This window comes from Plantactinospora soyae, from assembly GCF_014874095.1.
Lineage (GTDB): Bacteria > Actinomycetota > Actinomycetes > Mycobacteriales > Micromonosporaceae > Plantactinospora > Plantactinospora soyae.
This window is the reverse complement of the sequence record NZ_JADBEB010000001.1, coordinates 1,857,448-1,882,115: the sequence shown is the minus strand read 5'-3', so window position 1 is coordinate 1,882,115 and position 24,668 is coordinate 1,857,448. Positions and strand designations below refer to the sequence as shown.

The following is a 24,668-nucleotide window of genomic DNA, read 5'->3' as shown; positions in this document are numbered from 1 at the left end:
TGATTCCCCTCCACCGGTGGCGGTCAGCGGTGGCTGGTGGTGGATCGCCGGTCGAACCGGCTGTGCTCCGGGTAGAAGGCGGGCTCCGCGCCCGGCCGCCACGGCAGCGCCGCGACGAGCACGATCAACGCGAGGGCCAGCGAGTTCTCCATCAGGGCGCCGAAGAAGCCGTCGTGGTAGTGCGAGACCTCGGGCAGCTGGTGCTCGTACGGCCAGATGGGCGCGATCAGGAACAGCAGGTAGAGGCCGAGCGCGGCGACCCCGTGCCGGAGTCCGGTCAGGGTGGGGAACCAGATCGGTGACCGCAGCCCGTTCATCCCGGCCGGTCCGGAACCCGCCACTGCCAGGGTGCTCCGGTACGCCGGGCCCCGGCTGGCGGCCCGGCGCCGGATCGCGGCGTCGCCGAGTACCACCATCGCCGGGATGACCCAGACCAGGTGGTGCGACCAGGAGATCGGGCTGATCACGTTGGTGGTGAGCCCGATCAGGGTGAAGGCGGTCAGCTCGTCACCGTCGGCGTGCGAGTTGGAGGCACGGGAGAGGCCGAGCGCGAGGACCAGCAGCGCGAACGAGAGCCAGAGCAGGGTCGGCGTCTCGATCGAGTCGTAGAGCCGGGCCAGAACCCCGGCCAGGGACTGGTTCGGCGTCATGTCCGCCGCGCCGACCCGCTCGGTCTGCCAGAGCACCGACATCCAGTAGCTGGTCGACTCGCGGCCCGCGACCGCGAAGGTGCCGACGGTGACGGCGATGGCGGTGCCGACGGCGGTCATCGCGGCCCGCCACTGCCGGGTCAACAGCAGGTAGACGATGAACAGCGCCGGGGTGAGCTTGATCGAGGTGGCCAGCCCGATGCCGACGCCGGCCCAGACGCCGCTGAACCACAGCCGGCGCATCGGGCCGTCGGTCGGGTTGACCCGGGCCCCGCGCCGGGCCCGCCAGCGCAGCGCCACCAGGTCGGCCATGATGAGGCCGAACAGCAGCAGGTTGACCTGCCCGAATCCCAGCGTCTCCCGGGTCGGCTCGATCGCCACCGCGAGCGGTACGGCGATGCCGAGGGTGAACCAGAGCGACCAGCCCAGCCGGTCCACGATCGGCTTGAGCAGCGCGGCCAGCACGACCGTGAGCGTGCCGACGCTGGCGAGGATGTTGAGCCAGCCGGCCAGGCCGAGTGGGATCTTCGCCATCGGCAGCATGACCAGGCCCGCGAAGGGTGGATAGGTGAAGCCGAGGGTGGTCCTGGGTGCGATGAAGTCGTAGAGCTCATTGCCGCCCGCCCACCAGACCACCGCGCCGTGGTAAATCTTCATGTCGAAGAAGTTGTACGACCGTCCGAACGTGACAATGGCGAGCCACGCGGCGTAGCAGACGACGGCGACGATGCCGATCCGTACGACTGCCCGACGGTCGATTCCACGAGCCAAGCGGCGGACTGGGGCGAGGCGGCTTAGCCGTCTTTCGACGGTCGCCGGCATGGCGTGGCCACCCCCGTACCGATGTCGGTGTTCCGCCCAGGTCCTCCAGGGAGCCTAGAACGGTGAGTCACTGGAATGCCTCCTGCGTTATGCGACCGTGTCCGATCCCACACTGGTTCGCGACATTTCCACCGCGTTAACGCAGGGAGTGCGGTTCAGGTGATTCACGGCCGCTCAGTCAGGTGAAACTAGCATATGTCCGGCATGGACCGTGGCTCGATCGCCAATCCAACCAGACCGCATCCCGATGACGAGGGCGCGGGTCAGCCCGGGAACCTTCGGGCCGCCGCCGCTGACCGTACCGCGATCCGGGCGTCCCGGCGTGCCGTACGCACCGCGCGGCGTACCCGTCGACGCCCGTCGTCCACGGCGTGGCTGGTCCGCCAGCCGAGGCCAGGCCGGCCCTGGGTGTCGGCCATCGCGAGCAGCAGCCCGCCGAACAGGCCGAGGTTCTTCATGAACTGGACCTGGTGGAGCCGTCGTTCCGCCGGGTCGTCGTGGTTCCAGAACGGGTGCCCGGCGATCGTGGTCGGCACCAGCGTGCCGGCCAGCAGCGCGGCGGCCGGCCGGGTGAGGTGCCCGGTGGCGAGCAGCAGTCCGCCGACGACCTGGGCGGCGCCGTTGGCCCGGACCATGCTCGTCGGATCGGTCGGGATACCCGGATGCACGCCGCGCAGCACCGGGGCCACCCGGTCCGTCACGGTCTTCGCCCGGTCCAGGTGCGGTCCGGGGTTGGCCACGGCGCGGGCGCCGCTGACCACGAAGATCGTGCTCAACAGGGTACGGGCCACGGTGCGTACGGGTCTCATGCGTCAAGTCTTACCCGTTCCCTCCGAGTTTCACCCGCCGAAGTGGGAGACTGGACGGCGCTGTGGCGGTACCGTCGCGAGCTGTGACGACTGTGCGGCTGCGCCCCGAGGATCTGGCTGACATCGCGCCGATCCGCCGACTGGTCGCCCAGGCGTTCGCGAGCCCGGACACCCGACGGCCCCCCGAGGTGCAACTCGTGGAGGCGTTGCGGGACAGCGACGCCTGGCTGCCCGAGCTGTCCATGGTGGCCGAGGTCGACGGGGAGCTGGTCGGCTACGCCCTGCTGACCCGGGTCCTGGTGCAACCGGGCGGCACCCCCGCGCTGGCCCTCGGCCCGGTGGCCGTCCGCCCGGACCGGCAGCGCCGGGGCTACGGACGGGACGTCGTACAGGCCGCGCTCGACGCCGCCGCCGAACTTGGCGAGCGACTCGTGCTGGTCCTCGGGAACCCGGCCTACTACCGCCGGTTCGGATTCGAGCCGGCGGCCCGGTTCAAGCTGACCAGTCCGTGGTCCGGGCTCGGCGATCCGTGGCAGGTACTGGTGCTGCCGTCGATGGACGGCGCGACGGGGTCGACGCAGTTGCCGGTGCCCAGCGGCGAGGTGACCTTCCCGGCACCCTGGTCCCAGGTCTAGCCCGCCACCCGGCCTGGCCGGCGGCGTCAGGCCGGCTGGGTACGCAGGTAGCGGCCGAAGTGCGGCACCGTGAACGCCACCGTGCCGCGCTCACCGGAGTAGATCAGCCCCTTCTTGATCAGAGCGTCCCGGGCCGGTGACAGGCTGGCCGGCTTACGCCCCAGTGACCGGGCGATCTCGGCGGTCGAGACGGCGGCGTCCATGTCGTCGCGGGGTCCACCGTCGGCGACGTCGGGCGGGGTCGCGCCCTCGACCAGGGAGAGCCCGGCCATCGCCCGCATGTACTCGCGCTCCGCCGGAGTCGCCCGCTCGAACCGGGAGCCGAAGAACCCGACCGCGAGTTCGGCCTCCGCCTCGGGGGCGGCGACCCGGACGTCGGCCGCCGTCACCGGGGTACGGGGCGCGTGGTCCCAGGTGGCCTTGCCGTACGCCTGGACGAAGTACGGGTAGCCGCCGGACTTCTCGTAGAGCAGGTCGAGCGCCTTCTGCTCGTACTCGACCTCCTCCCGGGCGGCCGGTGCGCAGAGCGCCTGGTCGGCGGCGATCCGGTCGAGCCGGTCGATCCGCTGGTACCGGAAGAGGCGTTCCGAGTAGGACTTCGCCGCGGAGAGCACCGCCGGCAGGTGCGGCAGCCCGGCGCCGACCACGATCAGCGGGGCGCCGAGTTGGGACAGCTCGTGGCAGGCGGCGCAGAGCCCAGAGACGTCCTCGGGACCGAGGTCCTGCATCTCGTCGATGAAGACCGCGACGCCGGTGCCGACGTCGGCGGCGACGTCGGCCGCGTCGGTGAAGAGTTCGACCAGGTCGATCTCGATGTCGCCGGAGTCGGCCCGGCCACTCGTCGCCGGTACGTCGATGCCCGGCTGCCAGCGGTCACGGAGCCGGCTGCCGGCGGCGCCCCGGGCGGCCGTACCCGGTCCGGCGGGTGCGGAGCGCAGCGCGAAGGCCTTGAGTACGCCGAGGAACGCGTCGATCCGGTCCGGGGCACGGTGCCGGGGGGCCAGTTCCCGGATCGCCATGTGCAGTGCGGCGGCCACCGGTCGGCGAATCGACTGGTCCGGTCGTGCCTCGATCTTGCCGGTGCCCCACAGCCGGTTGATGGCCTGGGACCGGAGCGTGTTGAGCAGCACGGTCTTGCCGACCCCACGCAGGCCGGTGAGCATCAGGCTGCGTTCGGGGCGACCTCGGGCTATGCGTTCCAGCACGATGTCGAAGACCTCGAGCTCCCGACCCCGCCCGGCGAGTTCGGGCGGGCGCTGGCCGGCGCCCGGCGCGTACGGGTTGCGGACCGGATCCACGTATCGCACGGTATCGGGCCGTCTAGCCGCACCGCTAGACATACGTAGATCGGGGTAGGCGTGTCGCGCCGTCGTACCGGCCGTCGGCGCGGTCGAGGAAAAACTAGGACCGTCTAGCGTGTGTGCTAGACGGTCCTAGTTTTGGCTATCGGCGCTATCGATGCTGTCGCCGCTGTCGGCGCTATCGGTGCTGTCGCCGGTCGTTCCAACGGCCCCGGTGCGGGTCGACGCGGCGTCGGGTCAGCGCGACTTCAGGCAGAGCACGAAGTCCCCGAGATCCAGCGGGTCGTCCTGCACGTAGTGGGCGTCCGCCTCCGGTGCGCCGAAGATGACGTCCTCCTTGCACTGCTTCGGGTCGGTGGTGAACGGAATCCGGGACAACACCTCGAAGGTGTCCGGCCCGCAGGTCACCTTGCGCAGCTTCGGCGCGCTGTCCGTACCGTCGTTGACCAGGCAGTCGCCCTTGGCGTACCGGTCCGTACTCGACGACGGAGTGGTACGCGGGCTGGACGTCGTCGGGCCGGCGGTCGAACTCGGCGCGCCGCCGACCGGAGTCGTGCCGGAGTCGTCGGACCCCTGGTCGACCAGCCACCAGATGCCACCACCGACGCAGGCGCAGAGCAGCAGCAGCACCACGCCGCCGATGATCAGAGCGAGCTTCAGGCCGCCCTTCTTCTTCGGTGCGGCGCTCGGCGGTCCGAGCGGAGCGCCCGGCGGGCCGTACGGGGCACCGGGCGGACCGTACTGCGCCTGCGGGGTGCCGTACGGCCCGTACGGCGCGCCCGGCGCACCGGACTGCGGTTGGTCCTGCACGCCCGGGTACCCGGGCTGCTGCGGTCCGCCACTGGACGGCGGCTGACCCCACTCGGGGTTCGGCGGTGGCGGCTGCTGGCCCCAGGCCGGATTCGGCGGCGATGACTGCGGCTGCTGGCCCCACTCCGGACTCGGGGGCGATGACTGCGGCTGTTGGCCCCACTGCGGATTCGGTGGTGGCTGTGGCTGGCCCCACTCGGGGTTCGGCGACGGGTTCGGCGGCGGCTGCTGCTGGGCCCACTCCGGGTTCGGCGGTGGCGGCGGATAGCCGGTGTTGGGCGGCGGTGAGTAGCCGGGATCCGGCGGCGGTGGATAGCCGGGATCCGGCGACGGTGGATAGCCGGGATCCGGCGACGGTGGATAGCCGGGATCCGGCGGCGGTGGATGGCTCCCCGGTGGTGGCGGGTAGCCGCTGGCGGGTGGGCTGGACGAGGGGGTCTCGTCGGGCTCGTCGGGCTGACGGGGAGCAGGTGATCCGTAGATCGACATCGTTCTCCAGGGTCGGGGCCGCGCGTTCCGGGTGGTCGTACGGAACCTGGGATGGCCGGCACAGCCGCGGGGTGGGCGCGGAGTCGTACTCGGCGGCGGGTGGTGGAACCTCCGCTGCATTCTCGGGATAACGGACGGAACCGCCTCGAAAGCTATCGCTTCCTGAGGCAGAGCACGAAGTCCAGTTCGTCCAACTCGCTGTTGAAGAAGTAGAAGTTCGTGTAGTTCTGCACCTTCGCGCACTTGGCCTTGGCATCCGTGGCGCCGGTCGTGGCGCCGTTGTACCGGGCCAGCACCTCGAAGGTCTGCGGCGCGCAGATGGTGATGGCCAGCTTGGGCGCGGCCTCGGTGCCCTCGTTCGCCACACACTGCCCGGCCTTGACGAACCGGGCGTCGGTGGACGGATTGGGTGCCGCGCTGGTCGGTACCGGCTGGGTCGCCGCAGTGGGCGGGTCGGCCGGTCCGGCGGTCGGCCCGCTGGTCGGCTCGGCGGCCGGAGTCGGCTGGTCCGGTCCGAACAGGTAGACGCCGATGGCCGCGCCACCGACCACCAGCAGGGCCAGCGCGACGACGACTCCGACGAACACCCGGCCTCCCCGACCCTTGGGGGGCGGTTCGGGCGCGGAGGTGGACCAGTTCGGATCCCCAGCCGGGGGCGCCCAGACCGGGTCGGAACCGACCGGCGGCGTCCAGCCCGCCGGTGGCGCGGCGAAGGGGATGGACCCACCCGGATGGTGCGGTGCCGCCGGATCGGCGGGGTAGCCGACCGGGGACCCGGAGCCTGCCGGCGGTGCCGACGGCTGCCCACCACCCCACTGGCCGTGGCCGCCAGGCTGGTCGTGCTCGCCCCAGGGGTCGGCCGGCTGGCCGTACTCGTCATCGGCCTGTCGGTTCCGGTCCGGCCACGGCTCCGACCCAGGGCCGGGATACGGCCCGCCGGGCGGTCCGTAGTTGGCCATCGACTGTCCTCCTGGTACAGAGCGGTGAGAGGCTCGCCACTCGCCTTCGACGGGGTTGCTCTGGCCACCGTAGCCTGAGCCCCCAATGAGCTCACCTCCCGGAACCGCGCCAATCCTGCCTGCTCGCGCCGCCCCGGTCGGCCAGCCGGCGGGGTCGACCGGTTCCGTCGCCGGGGCGCCGAACCGGGCGGCGCTGATCTGGGTCGCCCTGGCCATCGTGTACGTCGTCTGGGGCTCCACCTACCTCGGAATCCGGATCACGGTGGAGACCCTTCCGTCGCTGCTCTCGGCGGCGGCCCGGTTCGCGGTCGCCGCCGCGCTGCTCGCGCTGGTGCTCCGACTCCGGCGTGGTCCGGGCGGGCTGCGGGTGAACCGGCGCCAGTTGGGTTCGGCCGCGCTGGTCGGAGTCCTCCTGCTCGCCGGTGGTAACGGCGGAGTGGTGCTGGCCGAATCGCTACCGCCCTCGATCGCGGTCTCCTCCGGGGTGGCGGCCCTCTTCGTCGCCATCGTGCCCCTCCTGGTGGTGCTGCTCCGGGCGGGCACCGGCGACCGGCCGCGCCTGCCCACCCTGCTCGGCGTCAGCGTGGGCTTCGTCGGGCTGGTCCTGCTGGTGCTGCCGACCGGTGGCGACGGTGCGGCGCCGATCGTCGGGGCGCTGATCGTGGTCGGCGGGTCCGTCTCCTGGTCCGTCGGGTCGTTCCTCTCCGGCCGGCTCAGCATGCCGGCGGACCCGTTCGTCGCCACCGTGTACGAGATGCTCGCCGGCTCCGCCGCGCTGGCCGTACTCGGTGTGGCCCGGGGCGAGTCGCGCGGCCTCGACCTGGCCGGCGTCTCCACCCGATCGTGGCTGGCGCTCGGCTACCTCACCGTGGCCGGCTCACTCGTCGCCTTCACCGCGTACGTCTGGCTGCTGCACCATGCGCCGATCTCGCTGGTGGCGACGTACGCCTACGTGAACCCCGTGGTCGCGGTCACGCTCGGCGCGTTGCTGCTCGCCGAGCCGGTCTCCGGGCAGGTGCTGCTCGGCGGAGCGGTGATCGTGGTCGGCGTGGCGCTGGTCGTGTCGACCGAGCGACCGCGAGCCGCCCGGTCATGAACGAGCGACCGGTAGCCGGGCGGTCATGAACGAGCGACCGGCAGCCGGCCGGTCACATCAGCCGTAGCTGGCGGTCCTTCGGACGGCGTGGGGCGGTGTCGCCGAGCCGCTCGAACAGCCCGGCGTCGATCGAGGTCAGGAACGGCGACGGTACGCAGTCCCGCTCCTGGCCGTACCGCAGTCGTCGGCCCACGTGGCTGAGATAGAGCCGGTCCTGCGCCCGGGTCAGCCCCACGAAGAACAGCCGGCGCTCCTCCGCCACGTCGTCCTCGCTCGGGGTCGAGCCGGGGAACCGCAGTGGCAGCAGCCCGTCCTCGCACCCCGGCAGGAAGACCACCGGGAACTCCAGGCCCTTGGCGGCGTGCAGGGTGAGCAGGGTGACCGCCTCCGCCCGGGGGTCGAGCGCGTCGACCTCGGCCCCGGTCGACACCTGGGAGAGGAACAGCGTCAGGTCGTCGCCGCAGCGCCAGGCCAGCGGGGTGAGCACCTCCGCCGCCGCCCAGATGTCGTCCGGGCCGACGCCGCCGGTCGCGTCCAGGGTGGGCGCGGCGTGCCGCTCGGCGAGTACCTGCCCGGCCAGCCGTACCCGGGCGGCGACCGAGCCACCGAGCCCGTCGGCGTGCCGGAGCTCCCGGGTGATCACCGATACGCCGGGCCGGTCCCGCAGCCGGTTGTGCGAGCGCTTCTGCACCGGGATGTTCGCCCGGGCCAGCGCGTCCAGGATCGGCGCCGCCTGGGCGTCGGTCCGGTACAGCACCGCGATGTCGGAGAACGACACCTCGGTCGACCGGCCGTCGATCCGCCCCGAGTCCAGGGACCGGTGCGACAACCCGCCGACGAGTTCGTCGACGGTGCGTACCACGAAGTCGGCCTCGTCCGCGACGGAGGCGGCGGGATAGCGGCCGACCAGCGGCGCCTCCGGGTCCAGCCGGGCCGGGTCGAGCCGCCGGCCGCGGACCAGCGTGGTCGGCGCGATGGCCTGCACGGCGGCGGCCAGGATCGGCGCGGACGACCGGTAGTTGCGGGTCAGTCGGACCAGCCGGGCGTCGACGAAGTCCGCCGAGAAGCGCAGGAAGTACGCGACGTCGGCGCCCCGGAACGAGTAGATCGCCTGGTCCGGGTCGCCGATCGCGCAGAGGTTGCCGTCCGCCGGGCTGAGCAGCCGGAGCAGTTCGTACTGGGTGGCGTCCACGTCCTGGTACTCGTCGACGAAGATCCACCGCCAGCGGTCCCGGTACCGCTCGACCAGCGCCGGATCGTCGCGCAGCAGCGCCACCGGCAGGGTCACCAACTCGTCCAGGTCGACCAGGTCGGCGGCGCGGAGCAGCTTGACGTACGTCGCGTCGTCGTCGCCGGCCTCCGCCCGGGCGGTCGCCCGTTCGAGGTCGTCGGCGATCCGGAAGTCGTCCGGCAGGCCGGCGGCGCGGGTGTTCTCCCGCAGGATGCCAAGGCCGAGCGAGTGGAAGGTGCCGACCGTGACGTCCTCGGCGACCGGCCCGAGCAGCCCGTCCAACCGGGTACGCAGCTCCTCGGCGGCCCGCCGGGTGAAGGTAATCGCGAGGCAGTGCTCCGGATAGACGTTCAGCTCGGCGCAGAGGTACGCGATCCGGTGGGTCAGGGTGCGGGTCTTGCCCGTACCCGGGCCGGCGACGATCAGCAGCGGCCCGCCCGGCGCGGAGGCGGCGACCCGCTGCATCGCGTCGAGCCGGTCGAGCAGCCCGGTGCCGACCTCCTCCATCCCGGCGAGCATCGGCTCGAACGGCTCGTGCGGCGACGGTGGCGGGGCGAGCGGCGGCGCGGGCTCGGCCGCCGGTGCACTGGCCCGGGACCGGCGGCGAGGCTCCGGCGGGGTGGCCGGCGCCGGGGCGGTACGCGCCTTCGCGGGCGTCTTCGGCTCCGTCGACGCGCGCGGCCGGGGCACCGGTACGTCGAACAGCGCGTCGGCGAAGAGCGTGTCGGCCTGGTGCCCGCCCCCCGAGCCGGGAAGCTCACCGGGCTCGAAGAGGGTGATCACGCCGTACTCGCCGTCGTAGCCGGGTGTCCGGCGGACCTGTCCCCGACGCAGCCGCTCGACCGCCTCGGCGATCAGTTCGCCGCCGACCCGCCGGATCTCGTCGACCGGGGTGACGGTGAGGATGTCCAGCTCGGAGCCGAGCCCGGCGACCAGGGTGTTGAGCTGTCCCTCGACCGTCTTCGACTTCGGCCCGACGCTGTTGATCTCGCCCAGGATCTCGGCGAGCTGGATCAGGTGGGTCACCCCGGGGGCGCCGGTCGGCACGTGCCCGTCCGGCCGGTCGGCCAGGTCCTCGACCCGACTCAGTACGCCGACCGTGAGCGGCTTGCCGCACTCGGGGCAGCGCCCGCCCGCCTGCCGGGTACGCTCCGGCGCCCAGTTGACGCCGCACAGCCGGTGCCCGTCGGCGTGGTACTTGCCCTCCTCCGGGAAGAACTCGATCGTGCCCCGCAGCCCGTCCCCGGTACGCAGCGCCTCCCGTACCGCGAAGTAGTCCAGTTCGGTGGCGAAGACCGTCGCCTCCCGGGCCAGTGCCGGCGGCGAGTGTGCGTCGGAGTTGGAGACCAGCCGGTAGCGGTCCAGGCTGGATACCCGCCAGTTCATCGCGGGGTCGGAGGAGAGCCCGGTCTCGACCGCGAAGATGTGCTCGGCGAGGTCGGCGTAGCAGTCCGCGATCGCGTCGAAGCCGGACTTCGAGCCGAGCGCGGAGAACCACGGGGTCCAGATGTGCGCCGGCACCAGGTAGCCGTCCGGGCTCGCCTCCAGGACGATTTCCAGCAGGTCCCGGGAATCCAGTCCGAGGATCGGCCGGCCGTCGGAACCGATGTTGCCGATCCGGCCGAGTACGGCGTTGAACCGGGCCACCGCGTCCAGGTCGGGTAGGTAGATCAGGTGGTGCACCTTGCGGGTCCGGTCGTCTCGCTTGTAGATGGTGGAGATTTCCACACTGAGCGCGTACCGCACCGGATTGGCCTCGGCCACGCTGGCCAGCCGGGGTGGCAGCCGGCGGGCGATGTCCCGCTCGACCTCCGGATCGAGCCGGTACAGGCCGGGCTCGGCCGGACGCAGCGACTCGCGCAGGTGCTCGTACCAGGCGGGATGGGTGAAGTCACCGGTACCGAGCAGGCTGATCCCCTTGCGCCGGGCCCACCAGGCGAGGTTCGGCATCGTGAGGTCACGGCTGCAGGCTCGCGAGTATTTCGAGTGGATGTGCAGGTCCGCGACGAAGGGCACGGCGCCGGAAAGGGAGCCGTCAGCGGGTGCGGCGCGCAACGGAGACACGCCGCATCCTGTCATGGGCCGGTACGCGAGCGCGTGTCGCCACGCGAGAGTGTGATTCCGCACCCGCCGGCCTGGGGTGTTAACAGGGGGCCCTTCCTATACGGAAAGCGATAGGAAGGGGCCCTTCCTTACCCCGAGCGCAGCTCGACCAGGGTCACCTGCGGTGGTGCGCCGACCCGGACCGGTGGGCCCCAGAAGCCGGCGCCGTTGGTGACGTAGAGCTGGGTGCCGTCGATGGTGGCGTGCCCGGAGACGACCGGCTGCTGCAATCCGACCAGGTAACTGAACGGCACGATCTGCCCGCCGTGGGTGTGCCCGGAGAGCTGGAGGTCGACGCCGTGCTTCGCCGCCTCGTACACGTTGATCGGCTGGTGCGCGAGAAGCACTACCGGCCGCCCCGGATCCCGGCCGCCCAGCGCCGCGTCGAAGTCGGGGCCGGCCGCGACGCCGAGGCCCTCGCCGGCCGGGTCGTTCACGCCGGCCAGGTCGAGGACGCCGCCCCGGGCCAGGATCTCCTGGCGCCGGTTCTGGAGCACCCGCAGCCCGAGCCGGTCGATCTCGACCACCCACTCCTCGACCCCGGAGTAGTACTCGTGGTTGCCGGTGACGAAGAAACTGCCGTACCGGGCGCGCAGGTCGCGCAGGGGTGCGGCGGCGTCGCCGAGTTCGCCCACCGTGCCGTCGACGAGGTCACCGACCACCGCCACCACGTCGGCGTCGAGCCGGTTGATGGTCGCCACGACCCGCTCGGTGTGCGCCCGACCGGCCAGTGGTCCGATGTGGATGTCCGAGACGGTGGCGATCCGCAGCCCGTCCATGCTCCGGGGGAGCTTGGCCAGCGGGATCTGGACCCGGTCGATCTGTGGCGGGCCGAGCGCGGTCCGGACCCCGTACCCGACGAGCCCGGTGGCGGTGAGTCCGGAGAAGATCGCCGCTCCCCGGGCGAGCAGCAGCCGTCGACCGGGGTCATGGTCCGGCATCCCGGGCGTGGCCGGCGTGGTCGGCACCGGCGGCTCCGCCGCCGCCGCGCTCGCGGGGCCGGCCGCCACCGTCGCGTCGCGGCCCGCACCCGTCGCGTCGCGGCCCGCCACCGTCGCTTCGCCGGCCGCACCCGTCACTTCGCCGGCCGCACCCGTCACTTCGCCGGCCGTGGCCGGCGTGCCGCCGGTCTCCGTGCCGCTGGTCTCGGTGCCGGTCGGGGCCGCCAACACGGGTACGGCGGGTACGGCCGCCCGGGTCCGTCGGCCGAGCGTCAGCCGGACCACCAGCATCGGCAGCTCCAGCGTCACCATCAGGACGAGCAGGTAGAACATGACGGCGAGCCAGAGGTAGCCCGGCCAGGCCAGCCAGTAGAAGCCCTCCCGGGTGCCGACCAGGGTGGCCGGGGTGAGCAGGGCCAGCACCAGGATCGTCACCCCGCCGGCCCGGCGCCAGCGCCCGGGGCGGGTGGTGTCCCGGACCAGTCGCTTCCAGAGGTAGAGATGGATCAGTCCGGTGACCAGCGCCAACGTGCCAGCGAAGCCCAGCAGCCCGGACAACTCCGCCCCTCTCAGCCGCCGGCGAAGGGCGGCAGTACGTCGACCGTCGCCCCCGGCGGCAGCGGCGCCCGACGATCATGCCAAGCGACGCCGTCGACCAGGAAACTCGCCATCTCCAGCACGGTGGCCAGCCGGACACCGTGCCGACCGGCCAGCTCCTCGGCGAGCTGGTCGAGGCTGCCCCCGCCGGGCGCCGTCTCCTCGGGAACTCCGGCGGCGGCGCGGGCGGCCGCGAAATAGCGTACGACCAGGGGCCTTCCGGTGGATGTCGAGTCCATGTCAGCCGCCGATCGCCGACATCGGGCGTACCGGCTGGAGGAAGGAGGGATCGTCGATGCCGTGTCCGGCCCGCTTGCCCCACATCGCGATCCGCCACCGACGGGCCAGTTCCTCGTCGTCGGCGCCGGACCGCAGCGCGGTACGCAGATCCGACTCCTCCGTCGCGAACAGGCAGGCCCGGACCTGACCGTCGGCGGTGAGCCGGGTCCGGTCGCAGTCGCCGCAGAACGGCCGGGTCACGCTGCCGATCACCCCGACCCGGGCCGGCCGGCCGGCGGCATCGGTCCAACCGTCCACCAGCCAGGTTTCGGCCGGCGCCCCGCCCCGCTCCACCGGATCGGGCAGCAGGGCGAACTCGGATTGCAGGGCGGCCAGGATCTCCTCGGCGGTGATCATCGTGGACCGGTCCCAGCCGTGCTGGGCGTCCAGCGGCATCTGTTCGATGAAGCGCAGCTGGTAGCCGTGGTCGAGCGCGAAGCGCAGCAGCGCCGGTGCCTCGCCGTCGTTGACCCCGCGCATCAGCACCGAGTTGATTTTGACCGGGGTGAGCCCGGCCGCCACCGCCCCCTGGAGCCCGGCCAGTACGGCGGGCAGCCGGGGACGCCGGGTCAGCTCGGTGAACCGGGTCGGATCGAGGGTGTCCAGCGAGACGTTGACCCGGTCCAGACCGGCCGCCCGCAGTGGCGCGGCGAGCCGGTCGAGCCCGATGCCGTTGGTGGTCAGCGAGAGCACCGGCCGTGGCGAGAGTGCGGCGACGGCGGCGACGATCCCGACCAGGCCGGGGCGGATCAGCGGCTCGCCGCCGGTGAACCGGACCTCGTGCACCCCGAGCAGGCGTACCGCCACGCCGACCAGGCGGACGATCTCGTCGTCGGTGAGCACCTCGGAACTCGGCAGCCAGGGCAGCCCTTCGGCCGGCATGCAGTACGTGCACCGCAGGTTGCACCGGTCGGTGAGCGAGACGCGGAGGTCGGTGGCCGCCCGACCGTAGCGGTCGATCAGGCCTCCGACGTCCGGCCGGGAAGCCGGAATGGTCATCGCTCGACCGTAGCGCGTCACACCGACAGTGCGGCGCGAGCCGCCCTACCTACCGCATCTCGATATCCGGCGCCGAACAACGCGGTGTGCACGAGCAGCAGGTGCAACTGGTGTACCGGGACCCGCTCCCGCCATCCGTCGGCGAGCGGCCACACCTCCTGGTACGTCGCCAGGATCTCCGCCAGGTGGGGTGCGCCGCCGAAGAGGGCGAGCTGGGCGAGGTCGGTCTCCCGGTGTCCGCCGTGTGCCGCCGGGTCGACCAGCCAGGCCCGTCCGTCGGCGCCCCAGAGCACGTTGCCCGGCCACAGGTCGCCGTGGATCCGGGCCGGCGGCTCGGCACCGCCGTACTCGTCTATCCGGGCGATGACCTGCTCCACCAGGGTGACCTCGGTCGCGGAGAGCGCGGTGGCGTCGACCGACCGCCGCAGGTAGGGCGCGAGCCGGCGCTGCGCGAACCAGCCCGGCCAGGGGCCGTCGGACGGGGTGTTGTCCTGCGGCAGCATCCCGATGAAGCCCGGCCGGTCCGCGCCGAAGGCCGGGGCACCGGCCCGGTGCAGCGCCGCCAGGTCGGTACCGAACCGCCGCGCCGCCTCCGGGGTCGCCGCGCCCGGCTCCACCCACTCCAGCGCCAGCAGGTCGGGCAGCGCCACGATCACCTCCGGGACCGCAACGGCGTCCGCCTCCCGCAGCCAGCGCAGCCCGGCGGCCTCGGTGCTGAAAAAACTCTCGGGTACGCCGCTCGCGGCCTTTTCCGGCCAGGATTTGGCGAACACCGAGTTGCCGTCGTCGAGGGTCAGCCGGCTGGCGGTGCAGATGTTCCCGCCCGAGACCGGCGTCTCCCGGATCCGCTGATGGGTGAGAAACAGGGGGAGCTGCGCGGGATGCGCCCGGAGATACGCCAGGTCCATCTGCGCAAGGTAGCTGTTCTTGGGCAAGCGGGTGTCGCGCGGAGGCGATCCGGAGTAGATATGAGCCTATGACCGCTACGGCGATCCGACCGTACCGGCCGTCCGACCATCGGGCCGGCCGGCAACTCTGGGTGGAACTGGCCGAGCAGCACCGCGAGCTGTACGACGACCCGAACTTCGGCGGTGCCGATCCCGGTGCCGGATTCGAGGAGTACCTGACCCGGCTCGACCTCTCCGGAGTCTGGGTCGCCGAGCAGCCAGACGCCGGAGTGGTCGGGCTGATCGGGCTGATCATGGATGGTCGGGTCGGCCGGATCGAACCCGTGGTCGTCACCGCCCGCCTCCGGGGCCAGGGGATCGGCCGGGCACTGCTCGACGAGGTCGCGGGTCAGGCCCGCCGACGCGGCCTCGCCCGGCTCACCGTCAAGCCGCAGTCCCGCAACGTGGAGGCGCTGCGCTGCCTGCGCGGCGCCGGCTACGACGTACTCTCCGCGATCGAGTTGACCGTCGAACTCCGGTCCTCGCCCGGCACCCGCGAGGGTCCCATCGAACTGCACGGACAGCAGTTCCACACCTGAGAGCGGGTAGACGGAGGAACCGGGGGCGGGCTGCCCGCGTCCCATCGGTCTTCGACCAAGGGGGCGGGATGAGACGAGACAGCGCGCTGGTGACGGCCGTGGTGATGTTGTTGGCGACGGCCGGATGCGCGCCTTCCGGCGAGTCAGCCGGAGCGCCCGCGGCAACGGCGGGCCAGGGCGGGACATCCGAGGCCGTGACGTTCTCCTTACGCACGCACTGCGGAATCGACGAGACGACCTTCGAGGGCCGCTACTACGAGGCGCTCAAGCCGCTTTCCGACGGCCAGGGGAACCCGCCGGCAGGTTGGAGCAATCCCAATCAGATCGGCACCATGCAGGCCGTCTCGGCCACCGAGGCGGAGTTCCGTGACGCGGCCGGACACGTCGTCCTGTTCCGGGTACGACCGCAGGCCACGGCCTTTGCCCGCCCCTGCCTCGACTAGTGCTGGTTCAGTTACACAACCGTCGGGATGGGTGTCGGAGGGCCGAACTACCATCGCCCGATGGCTGAGCGACCATCTGACAACTGGCGGCAACAAGTCGCGGAGGAGGCGGCTGAGCTTGCCGCCGGGAGGCTCGATCCCGAGAAGGCGTACGCCACCCAGCTGTTCCCGGAGCCGATGCTTTCGGAGACGGACGAGGTCCTCGCCGCCTTCGAGGCCGAGATCCGCTGGGCCGAACCACCGGTGGACGAGGAGGTGTTCGGCGTCATCGAGCGGACCGTGTTGGCGCTGAACGAGGTCAACGACAGGTACGAAGGCGCGGCGTACGAGACCGATGAGCGGGAAATGCTCTGCGCCTACATCGAAGCCTCGCTCCGGGAGGCCCGGGTCGATGTCGACGCGCTCGCCTCTCGACGGGGCATCCACGTCTCGGAGATCACCGACGACTGGCGGGATTGGTAGCTCGTACCCGTCGGGTCCTCGATTGGTGTTACGGCCGCTGTCCGATCTCGGTGACGAAGGTGTGCCAGGCGGTGGGGGTGAAGGTCAGGGTGCCGCCGTCGCGGTCCTTGGTGTCGCGGACCAGCACCCGGCCGGGCAGGTTGCCCGCGACCTCGACACAACTTCCGCCATTCGGAGTGGAACGGGTGCTCTTGTGCCAGGCGGCGTCGGTCAGCTCCATGAGTTTGCCACTTCCTTGATGAGGTTCAGGGATTGGCGGGCGGGCAGTGCGACCGCGCCGACACTGTCCCAGACCGTACCCAGCGTGGCGATCTGGTTCGGACTGGTCACCGTCTGCCCTTCGAGATGGTTGTCCAGGTAGCCGACATCCTCACCGTCGATGAAACTCGCGAGTTCCAGAGGGCCGCCCCAGCCGAGGTGTGCCGGGGCGTCCACCGGAATGACCTGGATGGTGATGTTCGGTCGTTCGGCCAGCGCGACGAGGTGTCGCAGTTGCTCCGGCAGAACGTCCGACTCTCCGCGCCGGAGTGTCAGTTCCTCGACGAGACACGAGAACTGCGGTGGGTCTTTCCGGTCAAGAATAGACTGGCGACTCATTCGAAGTTGTACGCTGCGCTCCACCTCGTCGGGCTGGAGCGGCCCGGACGACAGGACCATCCGTGCGTACCGCTCGGTCTGGAACAGTCCGGGGATGACCAGGGTGCCGTACAGCCGAAGGGCGACGGCCTTCTCTTCGTACTCCAGCCAGGGGCGCAACCAGGCTGGTGCGAGTTCGTTCTTGACGAAGGTCTCGTAGAAGACCGCCAGCGACGTGCCGAACTCTTTGTCGACGGCACCGAGATAGTCCGCCTTCGCTGGCCGGGTGCCGCGCTCGACGGCGCTGACGTGCTGCGGAGAGAAGTAGACGCGAGAACCCCACTCGTCCTGGCTGAGCCCCTCAGCCTCCCGTCGGCGGCGCAACTCCCATAACAGAAACTCGCTCGCTGACATCCCCATTCTCGTTCTCCGTCTCTCTACGTGCGGCAGCAGATTTCCTACTTCCGGACACGTCTGGTCCGACCGGGCTACCCGTCCCTTGCCTATCTTCCGGGGCGGACCATCGGGAGTCCAGAGTGGAAGTCGAGCACATTTGCCCGGATCCATGCGTGGAGGCGGATGAGCGGGCGGATGTTCGTGGGTGGCACGGGAGTCTACGACCTCGGCGCCGTCCCACGTCAAGACGGCGGATGGAGGCAACATGAAATGGCGACGCCGGACAGCGCTCCGCCATCGTCGGGACTGGCGTCGACTCTGCCGGCACTCGGCTTGCGGCTTGCGGCTTGCGGTCTGCGGTGGCGCGCTGTCGCTAAGGCGGCGGAACGCGGGTCGCGGCTGAGCAGGAGAACTACGGAGAGTGGCTGTGGATGAGTCGGCGTGTCGTCCACAGTCCGTAACGAGACGCTTCCGATCATCGGCGCGTCCGGCCACGCTCGCCGGCATGAACTCGACCGACCGGAATTCGACCGGCATGAACTCGACCGGCAGGAACTCGAACGACCGGGCCACCCTGACCGTGCGTTCGACCGCAGACCTGCTCGCCGCCGTTCCGTACCTGCTGGGGTTCCACCCCGCCGACAGCGTGGTGGTGATCGCGATGCGCGGCAACCGGGTCGTCTTCGTCGCCCGGGGTGACCTGCCCGGCGCCGAGAACGTTCCGGAGACCGGCGAGGCCGCCGAATACCTCGCGGCGGTCGTCGCCCGGCAGGACGTCGAGACCACGACCATCATCGGGTACGGCCCACCGGAGCGGGTCACCCCGATCGTCGACGTGGTGACCGCTGCCCTGGGCCGGGTCGGCCTGTCGGTCGTCGACGCGATCCGGGTGACCGGCGACCGCTACTGGTCGTACGTCTGCACCGAGCTGGAGTGCTGTCCGGCCGAAGGCACCCCGTTCGACCCCTCGGCGAGCCAACTCGCCGCGGCGGCCACCTTCGCCGGCCAGGTGGCCCTGCCGGACCGGGACGCCCTGGTCCGGCAGATCGCCTCGGTCCAGGGTCCCGCCCGGGACGCGATGCGGTGGGCGACCAGACGAGCGGAGGTACGCCTGAGCGCGTTGCTGGACAAGGCCCCGGTGACGGATCTGCTCGGCCGCCGGGCACTGCGACGCGCCGGCCGCGCGGCGGTACGCGGTGCGTTCGACCGGTACCGCCGGGGTGGCCAGCTCACCGACGACGAGTTGGCCTGGCTCAGCCTGCTCCTGGTGCACCTGCCGATCCGGGACGACGCCTGGCAGCGGACCGGCGGCGAGGACTGGCACCTCACCCTCTGGACGGACGTCCTGCGCCGGGCCGAACCTGACGTGCTTCCCGCACCGGCGAGTCTGCTCGCATTCGCCGCCTGGCGGGCCGGGCAGGGCGCGCTGGCCACCGTGGCGCTGGAGCGTGCCCTTGAAGCCCAGCCCGACTACTCCTTCGCGCTGCTCCTGACCGAGGCGTTACAGGCCGGGATCGGGCCGTCCGCGCTCGACGACTGGCCCGATCCCGGTCGACCGACACGCCGCGAAGGACGACGGCGCTGATCCCGAGCGGGACAAGCCGACCCCGTTCGCCCGTGAAATCGGCGGTCGAGCTGCCGGTGGAGTCAGTGCTCCAACGGCGGGGTACTGGTCGGCGGCCTGCGGTGTCGGGTGGCCTGTTCGTAGTCGTAGCCCATCGCGAGCAGGGTGGGTTCGGTGAACGGCAGGCCGAGTAGTTCGGCGCCGATCGGCATGCCGTCGGGGGTGAAGCCGGCCGGCACGGTCAACGCCGGGAAGCCGGTGTTGGCGGCCAGTGGACAGGTGCTTCCCGGCTGGGGGTCGGGGATCCTGGTGGCCTGTTGCGAGACGGTCGGGTAGAGCACCGCGTCGAGGTCGAGGCCCGTGATCAGCTCACGCATCGTGTTCTGCAACTCGGTACGCGTCGCCAACCGTTGGACGTACGCGTCGGTGGGCTGGCTGCGGCCGAGCCGGTTCCGGAGCGAGTCGAGCACGGCCGGGGTGACCTTGCCGGAGGTGACGATGTCGGCCAGGGTGACGACGTTCCTCGGCTCCTCCAGCGCGGCCAGGCCCTTCGGAAACCTGATCCCGGGCTGGGCGAGGTAGCGGTTCAGGTCCCGCTCGAACTCGTCGTTGACCACGTCGGACCCGGCGACGAGTTCGAGGATTCGTCCCTGGTGACCTATCTCGATCATCGTCGCGCCCTGCGCGGCCAGGTCGGTGGCGGCCTGCCGGATCAGGTCTGTGGCCGGCTGCTCCGCCGGGCTCGTGCCCAGCGTGTCGGTGAGGATTCCGATCCGCTTACCGGTTAGTGCGGTGGTGCTCAGGCCGGCGGTGTAGCTTCCCGGAATCTGGCCGATCGAAGCGGCGGTGACCTGGTCTTTGTAGTCGTAGCCGACGGTGGCGTCCAACACCAGTGCCACGTCCCTGACCGACCGGCCGATCGGCCCGCCGACGTCCTGGGTCGCCGACATCGGCGCGATGCCGTCCCGGCTGGACAGGCCGAGGCTGGGCCGCAGCCCGACCAGACTGTTGTGCGCGGCGGGGATCCGGATCGAGCCACAGGTGTCCGAGCCCATCCCGACCGGGGCGAAACTCGCCGCGATCCCGGCGCCGGTACCGCCGCTGGAGCCACCCGGGTTGCGGGTCTGGTCGTACGGGTTGCGGGTCTGGCCACCGAGCGAGCTGACGGTGGTGAGGCCGGAGGCGTACTCGTGCAGGTTCGTCTTGGCAATGATGATCGCCCCGGCGGCGCGGAGCTTCGCGATCTGGGTGGCGTCGTCGGGTGGGCGCAGCCCGGCGAGCGCCTCGGAGGCGTTGGTGGTCGGCAGGTCGTGGGTGTCGTAGTTGTCCTTGACCAGGATCGGGATGCCGTGCAGTGGGCCGCGTACCCGGCCGCTTCGGCGTTCGGCGTCGAGCCGGCCGGCCTCCTCCAGAGCCCGGGGGTTGACCGCGATGATCGCGTTGATCCCGGGTTGGTCGCCGTACGCGTTCTCGTAGGCGGCGATGCGCCGCAGGTACTCCCGGACCAGGTCGGTCGAGCTGACCCGCCGGTCCCGGAGCAGTTGACGCAGCTCGTCGACACCCATGTTGACCACGTCGGCGGAGAGGCCGGGCCGGGTCGCGGAGTACGGAGTCGCCGACGAGGGACTCGGGGCCACCATCGCACCCGTGGCCAGACCCAACGCGAGTAGAGCCGGTAGGAGTAGTCGACGACGTCCGGCCCGGCCGCTGAGATAGCTGTTCATGACATCGAGCCTGGTCGCGTCCTGACCCGTGGAACATCCGGCCAGCCCTACAAGATCCCTTAATCGGATCCCGTAGGGGCGACCGCCTCACAGGCCAGTGCGACGGAGAGACTGTCCTCGTAGACGTGGTGCCGGACGATCAGCCCGTTCTCGACGGTGAGGTGCAGCGCGAACCGGGTGCTGAACCGCTTGCCGGTGGCGCGTACGGTCTGCGCGGTCTCGCCGATCACCACCGCGTCCGGACCGTCCACCAGGATCCTGTCGATCGTCGCGGACCCCTGCCCGGGAACGCTGCTCGCGGCGAGGGTCCGGTGATGGTCGACGACGTCCGCCCGGCTGGACCGGGGACGAATCCACGGCACCGCCTCGTGGCGCGGCTCCGGCCAGTTGACCTGCCAGTCGATCTTCTCCGCGTAGAGCGCGGCGGTGTGCTCCGGGTCTCCCTCGCCGATTCGGCGCAGAAACTCCTCGACGGTGGCTCTGGTGTCCATGGCGGGCCTTCCGGTGCTGGTCGCGTTCACCTGTCGAGCTTGTCAGCCGAGATGCGATCCGGCGATTACCCGACGGGTAAAGCGGCACCCGAGGCGTCAGACATCGGAGGCGTCAGAGCTTGATCCGGGTGTCTCCGGCGTAGACGTTCATGGTGGCGCCCCGGAGGAAGCCGACCAGGGTCATCCCGGCCTCGGTCGCGAGTTCGGCGGCGAGCGTGCTCGGTGCGGAGACGGCGGCGAGCAGCGGAATGCCGGCCATCCACGCCTTCTGGGTCAGCTCGAAACTGGCCCGTCCGGAGACCAGCAGCAGGTGCCCGGCCAGGGGCAGCCGCCGCTCCCGGACCGCCCAGCCGATCACCTTGTCCACCGCGTTGTGCCGGCCGACGTCCTCGCGGAGCACCACAAGCTCCCCGTCGGAGGTGAAGAGCCCGGCGGCGTGCAGTCCGCCCGTGCGGTCGAAGCCACGCTGGGCGGCACGCAGCCGGTCCGGCAGGTCGGCGAGGGTACGCGCCGGCACGGTGACCGGGTCGGTCGCGACGTCGTACTGGGAACGGGTCCGGATCGCGTCGATGCTGGCCTTGCCACACACCCCGCACGAGCTGGTGGTGTAGAAGTTGCGGGACGGGTCGGTGGCCGGCGCGGGTACGTCGTCGGCGAGCACGACGTCGACCACGTTGTAGGTGTTCGGAGTGTCGGTGCCGGCACACAACTGGGCGGTACGCACGTCATCGGTGGACCGGATGACACCCTCGGTGAGCAGGAAACCGATCGCCAGGTCGAGATCGTCGCCCGGGGTACGCATGGTGACCGCGAGCGGAGCGCGTCGGCCCGGTCCGGCCGGTCCCACCCGGATCTCCAGCGGTTCCTCGGCGGCCAGGTTGTCCGGCCGGCGTACCGCAGTTCGCCCATTCGCGGCACCGGATTCCAGGTCTATCCGCAGCACCGTCCGTCGCTCACTGGCTCGTCCCATTCCGCCATCCTCTCTCGCCGCGCGCGGCGTACGGGTGGAAGCCCCGGCTACCGTTACCGGATGACCGGGTCTGGACCATCGGCCGAGCACACCACGACCGGACGCACCTCGCCCGAGTACATCCCGGCCGAGCACACCCCGACCGAGTTCGGCGCCATCGGAGCCGCGACGGCGGCCGGCGAGGACAGCGCCGTTGCCGTCGTACCGGCGGCCTTCGCGGCGGTGGTGCTGGCGGGTGGGGCCGGGCGCCGGATGGGCGGGGTGGACAAGCCGGCGCTGCCGGTCGGTGGAACCCCCATGCGGGACCGGGTGCTGGCGGCGGTCGTCGATGCCGCGCCCCGGATCGTCGTCGGTGCGACCGGTGACCTTCCGGCCGGTGTGCACGGCACCCGGGAGCAGCCACCCGGAGGTGGACCGGTCGCCGCGACGGCAGCCGGGCTGTCCCTGATCGCCGCCCCGGCAGCCGGTGCCGGAACATCCGCCGATGCCGCCGGCACCGCCGCCGACGGGGAGACCGCCGCCGGTGCGGTCGCCGCCCCGGCCCCGGCCCCGGCCGACCGCGCCGAGTCGACGGTCGCGCTGCTCGCCGCCGACCTTCCGCTGCTGACGGCGGAAGCGGTGTACGGCCTCCGTACCGCCCTGGCCCGCGCCGCATCCATGGACGGCGCGGTGTACGTCGACGACACCGGCCGCCCACAGTGGCTGTGCGGGGTCTGGCGGCTGTCGGCCCTGCGGGCCGCGCTGGCCCGGCTGGCTGTCCAACACGACGGCGTCCTCACCGGTACGTCGATGCGGGCACTGATGAGGGAGCTGACCGTGGCCGAGGTTGCCTGGAGCGGGGTGGGGCCGCCACCCTGGTTCGACTGCGACACTGAGAACGACCTGCACCGGGCAGAGGAGTGGATCCGATGACGACGATGGACCGCTGGCTGGTGGCGGCGTGCGCCGAACTCGACCTCGATCCGGCCGAGGTGGACGTGTCGCAGGTGCTCGATCTGGCCCGCGACGTCGCCCACAACGTGCTCCGGCCCGGTGCGCCGGTCACCGCGTACCTGCTCGGGATCGCGGTCGGCCGGGGCGCGGACCCGGCGGTCGCCGCGGCCGGGCTCGCCGGCCTGGCCCAGAACTGGCCCTCGGACGCGAGCGCCGACTGAACGCGACGATTCTGCCGAGGTAGGTGGGTTCGGCGCACGCCCTGATCCATCCGGCCCTCTGAACGACAGCCGGTCTCGGCCGCTACCGGGTCAACCGTCGACCGTCCCCGTCGACCCGTCGCGTCGCAGTCGGCCGAGTTCGGTCATCCGTTCGGCCATCCAACGGCACCACTGGATCCGGGCCGGCGTGCTGACCAGCGCCAGTTCCAGGGTGGCGTACGCGCCGAACTGCGGGTGCCGGGGGTCGTCCCCGTGCCGGCTGACCAGGTCGGCGTGCTGGGTCCGGAAGTCGTCGAGTCGTCGCTGGTACGCCTCGGCCTCGGCGAGATAGAACTCCCGCATCCGGTCCGGATCGGCCGCCGCGAGGGCGTACGTCTTGAGCACCGCCTCGTCGCGGGGTGCCCGGGGTGCGGGTGGTTCGACCAGCCAGGCGGCGAGGGTCTCCCGCCCGGCGGCGGTGAGCCGGTGGGTCTTGCGCTGCCTCGGCCCCGGACCGTCCTCGGACTCGTGCTCGATCAGGCCGGTGGCCGACAACCGGGCCAACTCGGGATAGATCTGGCTCTGTCGTGCGGTCCAGTAGTAGCCGATCGGCTTCGCCATCCGCTGGACCAGGTCGTATCCGGTGAGCGGGCCCCGGTGGAGGGCGCAGAGCAGGGCGTACCCCAGCGCACTGACGGTAGCCAAACTGTTATCTCCCGGTTGCGGCATTGCTATGTCAATTTTGACATAGTCCCACGACAACAAGTCCATGTTGAGACGGGGGACCCGATGCGCAGAGTGGGACGATCGATCCTGGCCACGGTCGCGTTGGCGGCGGTCATCGGCACCGGCACGGGGTGCGGCGCGGACGACGGCGCCGGCCCGGACACCGCCCCGAGCCCGACACGTTCGGCCCGTCCGGAGATCGCCCCGGCGCCCGGCGACCACAGCATGGCGCTCGACCGGACCGGCAAGGAGCGGACCTGGTCGCTGCACGCCCCACCCGGATACCGCCCCGGTACGCCGACGCCGTTGGTGGTCGCCCTGCACGGCACCGGGCAGAGCGTCGAGGGGCTGGGCAGTACCAGCGGACTGAACGCCCTGGCCGACAAGGAGGGCTTCCTCGTCGCCTATCCCCAGGCACTCAACCAGGAGTTCAGCCGGCTGGCCGAGCAGGGCGACGACGTCAACCTCGTCCGGGCCATCGTCGACCAGCTGGTCCGGACCTGGTCGGTCGACCCCGCCCGGGTGTACGCGACGGGCTTCTCCTCCGGCGCCGAGCTGACGTACTCGCTGGGTGTCGAGGCCGCCGAGGTCTTCGCCGCGATCGCGCCGGTCAGCGGGGCCTTCACCGGAGGGCCGGCCGCGAGTGACCCGAACTACAAGCCGTCCCGGCCCGTCTCGATGATCACCTTCATCGGCCGGAACGACCGCAACTCCTCCCGGATGTACGGCGGCCTGGCCCGGTGGCAGCGCAACCTCGGCTGCGAGGTCGGAAAACCGGTCTGGGTCGATCAGGCCAGGACCGTGAACCGTACGGCCAGCAACTGCTCCGACGGCAGCGAGGTCGTCGACTACACGGTGAACGGGATGGGGCACGCCTGGCCGGCCGCGACCGGCTACAAGGCGGCCGTCGATGCCACTTCCGCGATGTGGGAATTCTTCGCGTCGCATCCCCGTCGTTCGTGACGGTCCACACTCC

The 24,668-nt window shown here is 71.5% G+C and carries 24 protein-coding genes and 2 pseudogenes; 9 read left to right on the top strand and 17 right to left on the bottom strand.

The window, feature by feature from the left end; genetic code table 11:
* Nucleotides 1-23: 23 nt before the first annotated feature.
* Both H4W31_RS08390 and H4W31_RS08385 read right to left on the bottom strand, forming a co-directional pair.
* A complete protein-coding gene (locus H4W31_RS08390) occupies nucleotides 24-1,472 on the bottom strand; it encodes a glycosyltransferase 87 family protein (RefSeq protein ID WP_192766140.1) in 1,449 nt (482 codons plus the stop codon).
* Between the two features lie 263 nt (nucleotides 1,473-1,735).
* Nucleotides 1,736-2,281 (bottom strand): DoxX family protein, encoded by a 546-nt coding sequence (locus tag H4W31_RS08385; RefSeq protein WP_192766139.1) that lies wholly within the window; start codon nucleotides 2,279-2,281, stop codon nucleotides 1,736-1,738.
* Nucleotides 2,282-2,364: 83 nt separating this feature from the next.
* Between H4W31_RS08385 and H4W31_RS08380 the strand changes: the two genes are divergently transcribed.
* On the top strand, nucleotides 2,365-2,916 hold the full coding sequence (locus tag H4W31_RS08380; protein WP_192766138.1) for a GNAT family N-acetyltransferase: 552 nt from the start codon (nucleotides 2,365-2,367) through the stop codon (nucleotides 2,914-2,916).
* Between the two features lie 26 nt (nucleotides 2,917-2,942).
* Here the strand turns inward: H4W31_RS08380 and H4W31_RS08375 are convergent, their stop codons facing one another.
* From H4W31_RS08375 to H4W31_RS42585, 3 genes are all read right to left on the bottom strand, one after another.
* Entirely contained in the window at nucleotides 2,943-4,214 is a 1,272-nt protein-coding gene (locus H4W31_RS08375; protein WP_192766137.1) for an ATP-binding protein, read from the bottom strand.
* Between the two features lie 240 nt (nucleotides 4,215-4,454).
* Nucleotides 4,455-5,516 carry an LppU/SCO3897 family protein gene (locus tag H4W31_RS42590; RefSeq protein WP_225945443.1) on the bottom strand — a complete coding sequence of 354 codons (1,062 nt, stop codon included), beginning with the start codon at nucleotides 5,514-5,516 and terminating at the stop codon, nucleotides 4,455-4,457.
* Nucleotides 5,517-5,668: 152 nt separating this feature from the next.
* On the bottom strand, nucleotides 5,669-6,475 hold the full coding sequence (locus tag H4W31_RS42585) for an LppU/SCO3897 family protein (RefSeq protein ID WP_225945442.1): 807 nt from the start codon (nucleotides 6,473-6,475) through the stop codon (nucleotides 5,669-5,671).
* An 85-nt stretch (nucleotides 6,476-6,560) separates the two neighbouring features.
* Between H4W31_RS42585 and H4W31_RS08360 the strand changes: the two genes are divergently transcribed.
* A complete protein-coding gene (locus H4W31_RS08360; RefSeq protein WP_192766136.1) occupies nucleotides 6,561-7,571 on the top strand; it encodes an EamA family transporter in 1,011 nt (336 codons plus the stop codon).
* Nucleotides 7,572-7,623: 52 nt separating this feature from the next.
* On the opposite strand, the gene H4W31_RS08355 is transcribed toward H4W31_RS08360, so the two are convergent.
* From H4W31_RS08355 to H4W31_RS08335, 6 genes and pseudogenes are all read right to left on the bottom strand, one after another.
* A complete protein-coding gene (locus H4W31_RS08355; RefSeq protein ID WP_404825569.1) occupies nucleotides 7,624-10,866 on the bottom strand; it encodes a UvrD-helicase domain-containing protein in 3,243 nt (1,080 codons plus the stop codon).
* Nucleotides 10,867-10,994: 128 nt separating this feature from the next.
* Nucleotides 10,995-11,888: pseudogene (locus H4W31_RS44710) on the bottom strand (metallophosphoesterase); the annotation flags it as partial.
* A 198-nt stretch (nucleotides 11,889-12,086) separates the two neighbouring features.
* A pseudogene (locus H4W31_RS44705) lies at nucleotides 12,087-12,404 on the bottom strand (metallophosphoesterase); the annotation flags it as partial.
* 11 nt (nucleotides 12,405-12,415) lie between these two features.
* Entirely contained in the window at nucleotides 12,416-12,682 is a 267-nt protein-coding gene (locus H4W31_RS08345) for a MoaD/ThiS family protein (RefSeq protein WP_192766133.1), read from the bottom strand.
* Between the two features lies 1 nt (nucleotide 12,683).
* On the bottom strand, nucleotides 12,684-13,715 hold the full coding sequence (gene moaA, locus H4W31_RS08340; RefSeq protein ID WP_192771937.1) for a GTP 3',8-cyclase MoaA: 1,032 nt from the start codon (nucleotides 13,713-13,715) through the stop codon (nucleotides 12,684-12,686).
* Between the two features lie 23 nt (nucleotides 13,716-13,738).
* A complete protein-coding gene (locus H4W31_RS08335; RefSeq protein ID WP_192766132.1) occupies nucleotides 13,739-14,629 on the bottom strand; it encodes a fructosamine kinase family protein in 891 nt (296 codons plus the stop codon).
* 68 nt (nucleotides 14,630-14,697) lie between these two features.
* On the opposite strand from H4W31_RS08335, the gene H4W31_RS08330 reads away from it, so the two are divergent.
* The 3 genes from H4W31_RS08330 to H4W31_RS08320 all read left to right on the top strand — a co-directional run bounded on the left by H4W31_RS08330 (nucleotide 14,698) and on the right by H4W31_RS08320 (nucleotide 16,112).
* The gene (locus tag H4W31_RS08330; RefSeq protein ID WP_225945440.1) at nucleotides 14,698-15,207 is read left to right on the top strand and encodes a GNAT family N-acetyltransferase; all 510 of its coding nucleotides are present in this window, start codon (nucleotides 14,698-14,700) and stop codon (nucleotides 15,205-15,207) included.
* Between the two features lie 68 nt (nucleotides 15,208-15,275).
* A complete protein-coding gene (locus H4W31_RS08325; RefSeq protein ID WP_192766131.1) occupies nucleotides 15,276-15,650 on the top strand; it encodes a hypothetical protein in 375 nt (124 codons plus the stop codon).
* 60 nt (nucleotides 15,651-15,710) lie between these two features.
* Nucleotides 15,711-16,112, top strand: a complete 402-nt coding sequence (locus H4W31_RS08320) for a hypothetical protein (RefSeq protein WP_192766130.1) — start codon at nucleotides 15,711-15,713, stop codon at nucleotides 16,110-16,112.
* A gap of 28 nt (nucleotides 16,113-16,140) precedes the next feature.
* Here the strand turns inward: H4W31_RS08320 and H4W31_RS08315 are convergent, their stop codons facing one another.
* Both H4W31_RS08315 and H4W31_RS08310 read right to left on the bottom strand, forming a co-directional pair.
* Complete coding sequence (locus H4W31_RS08315) at nucleotides 16,141-16,326, bottom strand: DUF397 domain-containing protein (protein ID WP_192771935.1); 186 nt, start codon at nucleotides 16,324-16,326, stop codon at nucleotides 16,141-16,143.
* A complete protein-coding gene (locus tag H4W31_RS08310) occupies nucleotides 16,323-17,102 on the bottom strand; it encodes a helix-turn-helix domain-containing protein (protein ID WP_192766129.1) in 780 nt (259 codons plus the stop codon). The genes H4W31_RS08315 and H4W31_RS08310 overlap by 4 nt, the downstream gene beginning before the upstream one ends.
* 487 nt (nucleotides 17,103-17,589) lie before the next feature.
* On the opposite strand from H4W31_RS08310, the gene H4W31_RS08305 reads away from it, so the two are divergent.
* Nucleotides 17,590-18,669, top strand: a complete 1,080-nt coding sequence (locus tag H4W31_RS08305) for a DUF4192 domain-containing protein (protein WP_404825568.1) — start codon at nucleotides 17,590-17,592, stop codon at nucleotides 18,667-18,669.
* A gap of 62 nt (nucleotides 18,670-18,731) precedes the next feature.
* Here H4W31_RS08305 and H4W31_RS08300 read toward each other — a convergent pair whose 3' ends face one another.
* The 3 genes from H4W31_RS08300 to fdhD all read right to left on the bottom strand — a co-directional run bounded on the left by H4W31_RS08300 (nucleotide 18,732) and on the right by fdhD (nucleotide 21,833).
* Nucleotides 18,732-20,372: an amidase gene (locus H4W31_RS08300; RefSeq protein WP_192766128.1), complete on the bottom strand. Its 1,641-nt coding sequence runs from the start codon at nucleotides 20,370-20,372 to the stop codon at nucleotides 18,732-18,734.
* A 59-nt stretch (nucleotides 20,373-20,431) separates the two neighbouring features.
* Nucleotides 20,432-20,863, bottom strand: coding sequence for a nuclear transport factor 2 family protein (locus H4W31_RS08295; RefSeq protein WP_192766127.1), 432 nt, complete (start codon nucleotides 20,861-20,863; stop codon nucleotides 20,432-20,434).
* Nucleotides 20,864-20,975: 112 nt separating this feature from the next.
* Nucleotides 20,976-21,833: a formate dehydrogenase accessory sulfurtransferase FdhD gene (fdhD, locus tag H4W31_RS08290; protein ID WP_192766126.1), complete on the bottom strand. Its 858-nt coding sequence runs from the start codon at nucleotides 21,831-21,833 to the stop codon at nucleotides 20,976-20,978.
* A gap of 222 nt (nucleotides 21,834-22,055) precedes the next feature.
* On the opposite strand from fdhD, the gene mobA reads away from it, so the two are divergent.
* Both mobA and H4W31_RS08280 read left to right on the top strand, forming a co-directional pair.
* On the top strand, nucleotides 22,056-22,745 hold the full coding sequence (gene mobA / locus H4W31_RS08285) for a molybdenum cofactor guanylyltransferase (RefSeq protein WP_192771933.1): 690 nt from the start codon (nucleotides 22,056-22,058) through the stop codon (nucleotides 22,743-22,745).
* A complete protein-coding gene (locus tag H4W31_RS08280) occupies nucleotides 22,742-22,987 on the top strand; it encodes a DUF6457 domain-containing protein (RefSeq protein WP_192766125.1) in 246 nt (81 codons plus the stop codon). Before mobA ends, H4W31_RS08280 begins: the two co-directional genes overlap by 4 nt.
* Before the next feature lie 90 nt (nucleotides 22,988-23,077).
* Here H4W31_RS08280 and H4W31_RS08275 read toward each other — a convergent pair whose 3' ends face one another.
* Nucleotides 23,078-23,671 (bottom strand): PadR family transcriptional regulator, encoded by a 594-nt coding sequence (locus tag H4W31_RS08275; RefSeq protein WP_192766124.1) that lies wholly within the window; start codon nucleotides 23,669-23,671, stop codon nucleotides 23,078-23,080.
* A 93-nt stretch (nucleotides 23,672-23,764) separates the two neighbouring features.
* Between H4W31_RS08275 and H4W31_RS08270 the strand changes: the two genes are divergently transcribed.
* Nucleotides 23,765-24,655 (top strand): extracellular catalytic domain type 1 short-chain-length polyhydroxyalkanoate depolymerase, encoded by an 891-nt coding sequence (locus tag H4W31_RS08270; protein WP_192766123.1) that lies wholly within the window; start codon nucleotides 23,765-23,767, stop codon nucleotides 24,653-24,655.
* Nucleotides 24,656-24,668 lie beyond the last annotated feature (13 nt).

What these genes read in the sequence shown, in the direction of transcription:
- H4W31_RS08330 (WP_225945440.1), top strand. Translation starts at nt 14,698, where the DNA reads ATGACCGCTACGGCGATCCGACCGTACCGGCCGTCCGACCATCGGGCC.
- H4W31_RS08320 (WP_192766130.1), top strand. Translation starts at nt 15,711, where the DNA reads ATGGCTGAGCGACCATCTGACAACTGGCGGCAACAAGTCGCGGAGGAG.
- H4W31_RS08390 (WP_192766140.1), bottom strand. Translation starts at nt 1,472, where the DNA reads ATGCCGGCGACCGTCGAAAGACGGCTAAGCCGCCTCGCCCCAGTCCGC.
- H4W31_RS08385 (WP_192766139.1), bottom strand. Translation starts at nt 2,281, where the DNA reads ATGAGACCCGTACGCACCGTGGCCCGTACCCTGTTGAGCACGATCTTC.
- H4W31_RS08300 (WP_192766128.1), bottom strand. Translation starts at nt 20,372, where the DNA reads ATGAACAGCTATCTCAGCGGCCGGGCCGGACGTCGTCGACTACTCCTA.
- H4W31_RS08280 (WP_192766125.1), top strand. Translation starts at nt 22,742, where the DNA reads ATGACGACGATGGACCGCTGGCTGGTGGCGGCGTGCGCCGAACTCGAC.
- H4W31_RS08305 (WP_404825568.1), top strand. Translation starts at nt 17,590, where the DNA reads ATGAACTCGACCGACCGGAATTCGACCGGCATGAACTCGACCGGCAGG.
- fdhD (WP_192766126.1), bottom strand. Translation starts at nt 21,833, where the DNA reads ATGGGACGAGCCAGTGAGCGACGGACGGTGCTGCGGATAGACCTGGAA.
- H4W31_RS08345 (WP_192766133.1), bottom strand. Translation starts at nt 12,682, where the DNA reads ATGGACTCGACATCCACCGGAAGGCCCCTGGTCGTACGCTATTTCGCG.
- H4W31_RS08310 (WP_192766129.1), bottom strand. Translation starts at nt 17,102, where the DNA reads ATGTCAGCGAGCGAGTTTCTGTTATGGGAGTTGCGCCGCCGACGGGAG.
- H4W31_RS08360 (WP_192766136.1), top strand. Translation starts at nt 6,561, where the DNA reads ATGAGCTCACCTCCCGGAACCGCGCCAATCCTGCCTGCTCGCGCCGCC.
- H4W31_RS08325 (WP_192766131.1), top strand. Translation starts at nt 15,276, where the DNA reads ATGAGACGAGACAGCGCGCTGGTGACGGCCGTGGTGATGTTGTTGGCG.
- H4W31_RS42585 (WP_225945442.1), bottom strand. Translation starts at nt 6,475, where the DNA reads ATGGCCAACTACGGACCGCCCGGCGGGCCGTATCCCGGCCCTGGGTCG.
- H4W31_RS08335 (WP_192766132.1), bottom strand. Translation starts at nt 14,629, where the DNA reads ATGGACCTGGCGTATCTCCGGGCGCATCCCGCGCAGCTCCCCCTGTTT.
- H4W31_RS08295 (WP_192766127.1), bottom strand. Translation starts at nt 20,863, where the DNA reads ATGGACACCAGAGCCACCGTCGAGGAGTTTCTGCGCCGAATCGGCGAG.
- H4W31_RS42590 (WP_225945443.1), bottom strand. Translation starts at nt 5,516, where the DNA reads ATGTCGATCTACGGATCACCTGCTCCCCGTCAGCCCGACGAGCCCGAC.